This is a genomic window from Streptomyces sp. NPDC059853, assembly GCF_042731495.1.
Taxonomy (GTDB): domain Bacteria; phylum Actinomycetota; class Actinomycetes; order Streptomycetales; family Streptomycetaceae; genus Streptomyces.
This window is the reverse complement of record NZ_JBHWJL010000131.1, coordinates 1-9,627: the sequence shown is the minus strand read 5'-3', so window position 1 is coordinate 9,627 and position 9,627 is coordinate 1. Positions and strand designations below refer to the sequence as shown.

At 72.6% G+C, this 9,627-nt stretch carries 8 protein-coding genes; 2 read left to right on the top strand and 6 right to left on the bottom strand.

Translation table 11 applies throughout. The features are described 5' to 3' along the window. Positions 1-180: 180 nt before the first annotated feature. The 5 genes from ACFV5N_RS15785 to ACFV5N_RS15765 all read right to left on the bottom strand — a co-directional run bounded on the left by ACFV5N_RS15785 (position 181) and on the right by ACFV5N_RS15765 (position 6,007). Complete coding sequence (locus ACFV5N_RS15785; protein WP_385599398.1) at positions 181-1,308, bottom strand: FAD-dependent oxidoreductase; 1,128 nt, start codon at positions 1,306-1,308, stop codon at positions 181-183. 591 nt (positions 1,309-1,899) lie between these two features. Continuing rightward, positions 1,900-2,628, bottom strand: a complete 729-nt coding sequence (locus tag ACFV5N_RS15780; RefSeq protein ID WP_385599395.1) for a D-Ala-D-Ala carboxypeptidase family metallohydrolase — start codon at positions 2,626-2,628, stop codon at positions 1,900-1,902. A 184-nt stretch (positions 2,629-2,812) separates the two neighbouring features. Next, a complete protein-coding gene (locus tag ACFV5N_RS15775) occupies positions 2,813-4,153 on the bottom strand; it encodes an ABC transporter substrate-binding protein (protein ID WP_385599392.1) in 1,341 nt (446 codons plus the stop codon). A gap of 2 nt (positions 4,154-4,155) precedes the next feature. Beyond that, complete coding sequence (locus ACFV5N_RS15770) at positions 4,156-5,067, bottom strand: carbohydrate ABC transporter permease (RefSeq protein ID WP_385599389.1); 912 nt, start codon at positions 5,065-5,067, stop codon at positions 4,156-4,158. After that, the gene (locus ACFV5N_RS15765) at positions 5,060-6,007 is read right to left on the bottom strand and encodes a carbohydrate ABC transporter permease (protein WP_385599386.1); all 948 of its coding nucleotides are present in this window, start codon (positions 6,005-6,007) and stop codon (positions 5,060-5,062) included. The genes ACFV5N_RS15770 and ACFV5N_RS15765 overlap by 8 nt, the downstream gene beginning before the upstream one ends. 544 nt (positions 6,008-6,551) lie before the next feature. Here ACFV5N_RS15765 and ACFV5N_RS15760 point away from each other — a divergent pair. Beyond that, complete coding sequence (locus ACFV5N_RS15760; RefSeq protein ID WP_385599383.1) at positions 6,552-7,601, top strand: LacI family DNA-binding transcriptional regulator; 1,050 nt, start codon at positions 6,552-6,554, stop codon at positions 7,599-7,601. Positions 7,602-7,631: 30 nt separating this feature from the next. Here the strand turns inward: ACFV5N_RS15760 and ACFV5N_RS15755 are convergent, their stop codons facing one another. Beyond that, on the bottom strand, positions 7,632-8,669 hold the full coding sequence (locus ACFV5N_RS15755) for a LacI family DNA-binding transcriptional regulator (RefSeq protein WP_385599380.1): 1,038 nt from the start codon (positions 8,667-8,669) through the stop codon (positions 7,632-7,634). Positions 8,670-8,846: 177 nt separating this feature from the next. Here ACFV5N_RS15755 and ACFV5N_RS15750 point away from each other — a divergent pair. Next, positions 8,847-9,627, top strand: a 781-nt coding sequence (locus ACFV5N_RS15750; protein WP_385599378.1) for an ABC transporter substrate-binding protein, incomplete at its 3' end; no start/stop codon positions are given.

Sequence of the window (9,627 nt, the reverse complement as noted above, 5' to 3'; positions counted from 1 at the left end):
GTTCCTCCTGGGGTTGGGGGGGTTTTACTTGATGCGGGGGGGGTTTTGGGGCTTAGCCGCCGGGGGGGCCGGGCGGGTGTGGACACCCGGGGGGGGGGGGGGGCCCGGCGCCGGGAGATCGGCGACGGGCCGGCCACCACGCGTACGACCTCACCCCGCCGCCGGCCGGCCGGGGCGGGCTCAGCCGGGCAGTTGGGCGAGCAGCCCGTGGGGCGCGTCGTGCCGGAAGCACAGGTCGAGGACGGCGCCCGCCTCGGCCGCGTACGCCGAGCTGCGCGGGAAGAGCGCGCGTTCGTAGGCGGCCAGCGCCCCTTCGGGGTCGCCCGGCCGGGCGGCGAGAGCCATGCCGAGCTCGGCGCCGTCCAGCATGGCGAGGTTGGCGCCCTCCCCGGTGAACGGCGGCATCAGATGGGCCGCGTCGCCGAGCAGGGTGATGCCGGGCGTCCGCTCCCAGCGGTGACCGACGGGCAGCGCGTACAGGGGCCGGGGCGTCAGCGGCCCGTCGGCCTCGCCGATCAGCGCCCGCAGCCCCGGGTCCCAGCCGTCGAAGTGCTCCAGCACCGCCGAGACGACCGGCGCGCGGCGGCCGGTGCCGAGGCGCGCCGCCCAGTTCTCCGGGACGCTGAGCGCGGCGTACACATGGACGCTGCCGTCGGGCCTGCGGTGGGCCAGCAGGCCGCGCCCCTCCCCCAGCGCGTAGAAGATGCCGTCGCCGACGAGCGCGGCGCACTCCGGATGGCGGGTGTCGGCCTCGTCCAGGTCGGCCTCCAGCAGGGTCGTGCCCGTGTAGCGGGGCGCCACCGGTGATATCAGCGGGCGGATCCTGGACCGGGCGCCGTCGGCTCCGACGAGCAGTTCGGTGGTGACCACCGACCCGTCGGTGAGCCGTATCTCGTGCCGGCCGTCGCCCCGCGCCCGCGCCGCCGCGACGCCGGACCCCCAGCGGACGGTGTCCCCGGGCAGCGAGCCGAGCAGGAGATCCCGCAGCCGGCCGCGTTCGATGTCGGCGCGGACGGTGTCCGCCTCGGGCATCTCCGCCCGGCGCACGACGGCGTTCCGGTCGAGGATGCGCACGGAGCCGGTGCCGGTACGGGCCGACGCGCGGAACGCGGTGGACAGGCCGGCGGCGCGCAGGGCGGCCTGGCCGGTGTCCTCGTGCAGATCGATGACGCAGCCCTGCGGCCGGGCCCGGGGGGAGGCGTCGCGTTCGTACACGGCGACGGGGAGACCGGCCCGGTGCAGGACGCGGGCCAGCGTCAGGCCGCCGAGGCCGGCTCCGACGATGGCGATGGGTTCGTGGCGGGGCATGCTGCTCTCCTCGCGGTGCGGTGACGTGCTGTCGGGGGCGCGGGTGTGCTCGCCCCGGGCACGCGCACGGCAGGGCGCCGTTCCGCGGCGGGAAGACGGCGTGGCCGGTCCACCCGGACGTCCGCGGGCAGGCGTCACTGACGGTGCGAGGGGGTTGGGGTACGGGCCCGGGGCTCCGCCGGGGCGCGGAGCGGCGGCCGCGCGTCACGACACGGGGGGCCGGCTCCGGGAGTACGCCCGGACGGTGTGCGGTCTCATCCGGCCGGAGACGCCGGCTCCGGCGGGTGTTACCCGGCGCAACGGCCGGGGGGGTCTCACACGTTCCCGGGCGGGCAGAGATTCATCAGCGCGCCCCAGGCACTCACGTAGCCGTTGGTGCCCGCGGGACGCCATTCCAGCGGCCCCCGCACGGATGCCGCACCGCGCCGGCCGTGCGCCGGCGGGCGGGAGCTGTGGTGCAACGGGGTTCGCACGCCACCCTCCCCTGAGCGGTTGCCTTCTGCCGCCCTCAGCGTACCGAACGGGATTCCCGTCTCTCCACCATCTGCCCTTTTCGGCACGGGAAGTGGGGCGGTGCCCGCCGCCGGGGGATCAGATACCGCAGGTCGGGGCGGACCAGAAGCGGCTGGAGCGGTGGGCGACGTGGGTGTGGTCGTTGTGGCCGGGGTAGCCGGGGCCGAGGATCTCGTTGAAGCCGTGGTAGCGGGCGCGCTGGGCGAGGGTGCAGAACGACGGCGTGCCGGTGAGATCGACGCCGTCCCCGTACAGGTGACGGCTGTTGGCGGCGCCGCCGACCGCGTTGTTGCAGGCCACGGAGCGGAATCCGCTGCTGACCGTGATGGGCCGGTCGCCCAGGGCGTGCCGCAGGGCTTCCAGCTTCCACATGCTGACCAGGGCGTTCTGCCGGGCGGTGGCCGCGCTCACCGCGCCGCCCGACCAGTCGGTGTTGCAGCGGTTCAGCTCGGCGAAGGAGAAGTGGATCGGGGAGCAGTCGGGGGATTGGAGCGCGTAGATCTGGGCGAAGGTGGCGGGCCCGGCCACCCCGTCGGCCGACAGACCGTAGGCCTGCTGGAAGCGCTGCACCGCCGCCCGGGTCGCCGGCCCGTAGGAGCCGTCGAGGGCCAGGACCTCACCGTAGGCCGGATAGCCGGAGACTCTTATCTGGAGTTGCCGCACGTCTTCCCCGGTGGACCCCTGGGAGAGGGTGCGGTTCCACGTGTAGCAGCTGTCGGCTGCGGCCGTGGACGCGGTGCCCGCGCCCACCAGGGTGGCGGCGGTCAGCAGGACCAGGGCTGCCAAGGAGCGGATCAGTCGTCTCATGGGGAGGCACAGTGGCGGCGATCGGCGTCCTTGGCAAGAGCGCCGTCGCCGCTTCCGGTACCTCCGCCCCACCACCTGCGGCGGGCGCTCCGCTCGTCGACAGCCCGCCGGCCGCCGGCCGCACGCTCGCCGATCTCGTCCTCGGGCATACGAGCGCACCGACCGGCTCGTACATCCACCGGGGTCAGCTCGCGGCGCGGATCGCGTCGCCGAGTTCGCCGAGGAAGGCTTCGGCGGCCTCGCGCGGTGAGGACTCGCCGAAGATGACCTGCTGGTAGTAGCGGGTGAGGACCACCTCGATGTCGCTGGCTCCGTTGGGGGTGATGGGTGGTGTGTCGCCGACCTCGGCCGACATGGCCTCGGTGAAGGCGAGCGCTTCCTGTCCGCCGGCGTCCAGCGTGGGCTGCACGGCTTCGCGGAAGGCCGGGTTTCCCGGCTCGCCGCGATCGAGGCCGAAGATCTCGGCGACGCGGACGTCGTTGGTCAGGAAGTCGATCAGCAGGGCCGCTTCCGCGGGGTGGGAGGAGGTGGACGCGCCGGCCCAGTACATCGAGGGCTTGAGGTACTGGAAGCCCTCGGGGGTGTCGGGGTCGGTGGGCCAGTTGGCCAGGGTGTACTCGAAGTCGGGTGCGGCGGCGCGGTAGGACGAGAACTGGCCGGCCGGGATGAACGCCATGGCGGTCTCTCCGGTGACCAGGGCGGTCTGGTCCAGTGGCAGGCCGACCTTCTCACTGATCCGGGCGACGCCGGGGGCGGCCCCGCTGTCGATGAGGTCGAGGACCCGTTGCCAGTACCCGGCCAGGACGTCCGGGGGCAGGGCCAGCTGCCCCTCGGTGTCGAAGAGTTGCGCCCCTTGCTGGCGGGCCCAGACGGTGAGGGAGAAGGCGTCGAAGCCGAAGGGGCTGACCCCGCGCACCTCTCCCCCGGATGCCTGGCCGAGGGCCACGGCGGCCTCTTCCAGGTCGTCCCACGTCCAGGTGTCGGTGTCCGGCAGGTCCACGCCGTACCGCTCGAACAGGGTGGTGTTGATGGCGACACCGTTGGTGGTGGCGCCGGTGGGGACGGCGTAGAGGGTGTCGCCGACCCGGCCGGTGTCGAGGATCGCGTCCGGCAGGGCGGAGGGATCGAGGATGTTGTCGACGGTGGAGAGGTCGAGCAGCGCGCCGCGTTCGGCGTAGGAGGAGAGGTAGAGCTGGTCGAACTGGACGACGTCGGCCATGTCCCCGGCGGCGGTCGCGGTCGCCATCCGGTCCCAGTAGCCGTTCCAGTCGGAGTAGACGGCTTCGACGGTGATGTGGGGGTGGTCCGCCTCGAAGAGTTCGATGGCCTCCATGGTCGCCTGGGTGCGGGCGCCGGCCCCCCACCAGGCGAAGCTGATGGTGACGTCCTGCTCGCTCAGTTCCGGGTGCATCACCGGCTCGGCTCCCACCCCGCACGCGGCGACGGCGAGCAGTGCGGTGCCGGCCGCCAGGGCGGCCCTGGCGCGGTGCCGGGTGCGGTGCGGCATGGTGATCTGTCTCCTCATCGCTATTTCCCGCCGGTGGTGGCGATGCCGCGCAGCAGGAAGCGCTGCCCGAACAGGAACACCAGGAACACCGGTACGAGGGAGACGACGCTCATCGCGAACATGGCGCCGAAGTCGGACTGGGTCTGGGCGTCGATGAACGAGCGCAGGGCCACCGGGACGGTGTAGAGGTCGGGCTTGGTGACGAAGACCAGCTGGGTGAAGAAGTCGTTCCAGGTCCAGATGAAGGTGAAGATCGCGGTGGTGGCCAGGGCGGGGATCATCAGGGGCAGCATGATCCGGCCGTAGATCCGCGCGTGGCCGGCGCCGTCGATGCGGGCGGCCTCGTCCAGTTCCCGGGGGATGCCGCGGATGAACTGCACCATCAGGAAGATGAAGAACGCGTCGGTGGCCAGGAGTTTCGGCACGATCAGCGGCAGATAGGTGTTGATCCAGCCCAGCTGCGCGTACACCACGTACTGCGGGATGATCAGGACGTGGATCGGCAGCATGATCGTGACCAGCATGGCCATGAACGCCCAGCGCCGCCAGCGGAACCGCAGCCGGGCGAAGGCGTAGGCGGCCATGGAGCAGGACACCAGGTTGCCGATCACCGAACCGAGCACGACGAGGAACGAGTTCAGGAGATAGGTGCTGAACGGGTATGCCAGGGCGTTCCAGCCGTTCGGGTAGTGGTCGAGGTCGAAGGTGTCGACGAACAGCCCGGAGCTGGTGAAGATGTCGGCGTTGGGACGCAGCGAGCTGGCCACCATCCACAGCAGCGGATAGAGCATCAGCAGCGCGACGACGATCAGCCCGGTGTGCTTGAGGACGCTGCCCGCGCGGCGGCGGAACCGGCGTCCTCGGCGCGGGGTGCGGAGGGCTTCGGGCGGGGGACTCGGGCGCGTGGCGGGCTTCGGTGCGGTGTCAGTCATGGTAGAAAACCCAATACTTGGAGGCCCAGAAGTTCACCGCGGTGAAGGCTCCGATGATGAGCAGGAGCAGCCAGGCCAGGGCCGAGGCGTAGCCCATGCGGAAGCTGGTGAATCCCTCCTGGTAGAGGTAGAGCGAGAAGAACAGCGTGGAATCGCTCGGGCCGCCCGTCCCGCCGGAGACGATGAAGGCCTGTGTGAAGGACTGGAAGCTGCCGATCAGTCCGAGCACGAGGTTGAAGAAGATGATCGGGCTGAGCAGCGGCAGGGTGATGGAGAACAACTGCCGTCGCTTCGAGGCCCCGTCGGTGGCGGCCGCCTCGTACAGTTCGCGCGGGATCTGGCGCAGGCCGGCCAGGAAGATCACCATCGGGGCGCCGAAGGTCCACACATGCAGGATGATCAGCGTGCCCAGCGCGGTGTCCGGGTCGGACACCCAGCCCGGGCCTTCGATGCCGAACAGGGCGAGGAAGGCGTTCACCAGGCCCTGGGCTCCGAACACCAGGCGCCACAGCACGGCGATGGCGACGCTGGCGCCGAGCAGCGAGGGAAGGTAGAGGACGGAGCGGTAGAGCGGCAGGCCGCGCACGCCGCGGTCCAGGAGGAGCGCGAGGGCGAGCGCCACCGTCAGTTGCAGCGGCACCGACACCAGCACGTACACGAACGTGACCTGGAGGGACTGGGCCAGCCGTTCGTCGGAGAGCATCCGGCGGATGTTGTCCAGGCCGGTGAACTGCGGGTCCTGGAGCAGGTTGTAGTCGGTGAACGCCAGGTAGAGCGAGGCGATCATGGGGCCGAGGGTGATGCCGAGCAGGCCCAGCACCCAGGGTGCCAGGAAGAGCGCGGCCGCCTTGTTGTCGCGGTTCCGTTCTCCGTGCTCTTCGTCGCCCGCCCGTTTGCCGCGTGAGCGGCTGAGGGTGCGGAACTCGCCCAGCGCGCTCATCCGGAGCGTCCCGCGCGTCGTGGTGTCGGATCCACCTGCTCCTCCTCGCGTGCGTGGGTCTGCGGGCCGTGGTTCCGGAAGAGGGCGCGGGGGTCCCTCGCGCGCCGTCCCTGGTGGGCTGGTCCTCCCCGCGTCCCGTGCCGGGAGGTGCTGACGTGTGGTGAGTGGTCCGGCCGGGCCGTCCCGGGGCTCCGGCCGTTTCGCGGCGGTGTCCACCGCCCTGGTGCCGTCCCGCTTCCGACGGCCTGACAGGTCGCCGTGGGCCGCACGGGGCGTGCGCCCTCCGGGGGTCACCCGTGGAGGGGCCGCACGACCGGGCGGCGAGTAAGCGCTTGCCGCGAGATGTTAGGAGCGCGGATATCGGTAACACAAGACTGTGGGGGGCATCTCTTTCGTGAAACGAGGCCGCGCCGGGGCCGGTGGACACCCCGTGTTCCCACCCGCCGCACGGACGGGCAGACTCGGGGCGACGCGCGCGGCCACAGCCCCGGTACCGGGGCCGGGTCGCGGCGTACGGGAGAGGTGCGGGAGAAGTGGGAGCGGGATGCCCGGGGAGCTGAACGTGGGTGCCGGAGGGCGCGGAAGACGGCCGGCCACGATCTATGACGTCGCACGGCTGGCCGGGGTCTCCCCCATGACGGTGTCGCGCTGTCTCCGGGGAACGACCCGGGTCGGGGAGGAATCGGCCCGCAAGGTCGCGCGGGCGGTGGCGCTGCTGGACTACCGCCCCAACCGGATGGCGCGGATCATGCGCACGGGCACCTCGGACCGGATCGCCGTGATCCTGCCCGACGCGACCGGCATGATGCCCACCCGGCTGCTCAGCGGAGCCGCCCGTGCCGCGCACGAGGCGGGGTACCTGCTCGATCTGGTCGCCCTGGAGGGGGACGCCGCGGCCCGGGCGGAGCGCATCCACACGCTTCTGCGGCCCGAGGACGTGGCGGGCATCGTGGCCTTCACGCCCCTGCGGGCGTGGACGGGGGACCTCGCGCCGACCGATGTCGCGGTGCCGGTGGTGATCGACGGGGAGTACGACGACAACATGCGCGCCCAGGGGGTGCTCGCGGACGCCACACCGGCGGCCGACATCGTGCGCCACCTGGCCGGGCTCGGGCACCGGCGCTTCCTCCACGTCGCCGGGCCGCAGGCCTGGGCGTCGGCGCGCAACCGGCGGGCGGTGTACGAGGCCACCGTCGCCGAACTGGGCCTGGAGTCGTACGGGGTGGCCCCGGGCGACTGGGGAGCGGAGGCCGGCCGGCGGGCGGCCGGGTGGCTGCCGGGGTCGGGGGTGACGGCGGTGTTCGCGGCGAACGACCGGACGGCCTTCGGGGTGGTCCAGGGGCTGCGCGAGCTGGGCATCGACGTGCCGGGGCAGGTCAGCGTCTTCGGGTGGGACGACGACGAGATCGGCCGCTGCCTCGTCCCCGCGCTGTCGACGGTCAGCGTCGACCGGGAGCGGCAGGGCGGTGATGCCGTGCGGCGGCTGCTGGCGCTGCTGAACGGGGAGGAGCCGGCCGCCCCGCCGGAGGCCGGGGCGCTGAACCGCCTGGTGGTGCGCGACTCGACCGGCCCGGCGCCGGCGCGCGCCGTGTGATCCGGCCGCCGCGCGAGGTCAGGCGCGAGGTCAGACGCGGGGGCCGGTGCCCACGGTGCTCTCGCGCACCAGCAGACGGTGTGCCACCACCCGTTCCCGTGGCGGTGTGCCGGTGCTCCGGCTGTCCCGTTCGGCGATCCGGACCCTGAGCAGTTCCAGGGCCACCCGTGCCACGGCGTGTTTGTCGGGGGCGACGGTGGTCAGGGACGGCACGCTGAACCGGCCGCCCTCCACGTCGTCGAAGCCCACCACCGCGACGTCCTCGGGGACCCGCAGCCCCCGGTCGTGCAGTTCCCGCATGGCGCCGAGCGCCAGTTGGTCGTTGAGGCACAGCAGCCCGTCCGGTCTCTCCCCGGCGTCCAGCACGCGGCGTACCGCCTGCGCGCCGTCCAGGGCCCGGAAGTTCTCGACCCGCAGCAGGACCGCCGGATCCCAGGGCAGGCCGGCGGCTTCCAGCGCCGCCCGGTGGCCGGCGCTGCGCACCTCGGCGGTGCCCGGTTCCGTGCCCTCCCGGCCGCCGATCACCAGGATGCGGCGGCAGCCGAGTTCCAGCAGGTGAGCGGTGGCCTCGCGGGCGGCCCGTTCGTTGTCGATGCCGACGTGGTCGGCCTGCCCGGGCCGTACCCGCTCGCCGAGCAGCACGGTCGGCGGGGCGCCGGGGCGGTCGCGCAGGTCCGTGCCGGTGAGGGTCAGCGGGCTGAGGATCAGTCCGTCGGCGAAGTCCGAGCCGAACCCCTCCAGGGCGGCCAGTTCCCGGCGCCGGTCCTCCCGGGTCTGGTGCACCAGGACCGTCATCGCGTTCCGTTCGGCCTCGGTGATGATGAGCGCGGCGAGGTCGGCGAAGTAGGGGATGTCGAGTTCGGGGACGACCAGAGCGATGATGCCGGTCCTCCCCCGGCGCAGATGCCGGCCGGCGAGGTTCACCCGGTAGCCCAGTTCCTCGATGGCCTCCCGCACGGCGGCGCGGGTCCGTTCCGAGACATGCGCGTAGTCGTTGATCACGTTGGAGACGGTTTTCTCCGAGACGCCCGCGCGTCGCGCCACGTCCTTGATCCTGGGTCGCGCCACCCCGTACCTCCTGAGCCGGTCCCGATCGTACGGGCCACGCGGCGCGCCCGACCACCGGATATCACCATCCGTGCGTGTCCCGGCCACGGAAAGCCATCCCGTCACTTCTCTTTACAGCCGTTGTACATCGATGTAAAAACTCCGGAACAACCCAGCGTCGGGTCCCGGAGGTGTCAGATGACCGGTGTGCATCCCAGGCGCCGCGACCGGTTCGCGGTGGACCGGCGGCGCTTCCTGCGGCTCTCCCTCACCGCCTCCGGAGCGGCCCTCGCCCCCGGCCTGCTCGCCGGCTGCGGCGCCCGCGCCCCCGGCGGCGACGGCCTGAGCCTGAAGATCTGGGACCTGTTCTCCGGCGGCGACGGCCTGCTGATGGACGAGATGATGGACAGCGTCCGCGGCGGCCCCCAGGGCTTCACCCTGGACCGCACCATCCTGGAGTGGGGACCGTCCTACTACACCAAGCTGGCCATGGCCGCCGCGGGCGGCCGGGCGCCGGATGTCGCGGTGCTCCATCTGTCGCGGATGCCGGGGTACGCGCCCGGCGGACTGCTCGACCCCTTCGACCTGGAGCTGCTGGCCGAGTTCGGGGTCACCGCCGAGGACTTCCCGCCCGCCCTGTGGGAACGGGCCCAGTGGGAGGGCACGCTGTACGCCGTCCCGCTGGACACCCACCCGTTCATCGTCTTCTACGACCTGGACGTGGCCGAACGGGCGGGTGTGCTGGACGGCGCGGGCCGGCTGATCCAGCCGGGTTCGCCCGGCGCGATGCTGGAGACCAGCGCGGCGCTCGCCGAGGCGCACGGCGGGGCCGGGCTGCTGTTCGGCCATGTGACCGACCCCGTCCAGAACTGGCGGATCTTCAACGCCCTGTACGCGCAGACCGGTGCCACCTTCGACCTGCCCGCGTCGGGCCCGGCCATCGACACCGACGCGGCGGTGCGCGTCGTGTCCTTCCTCC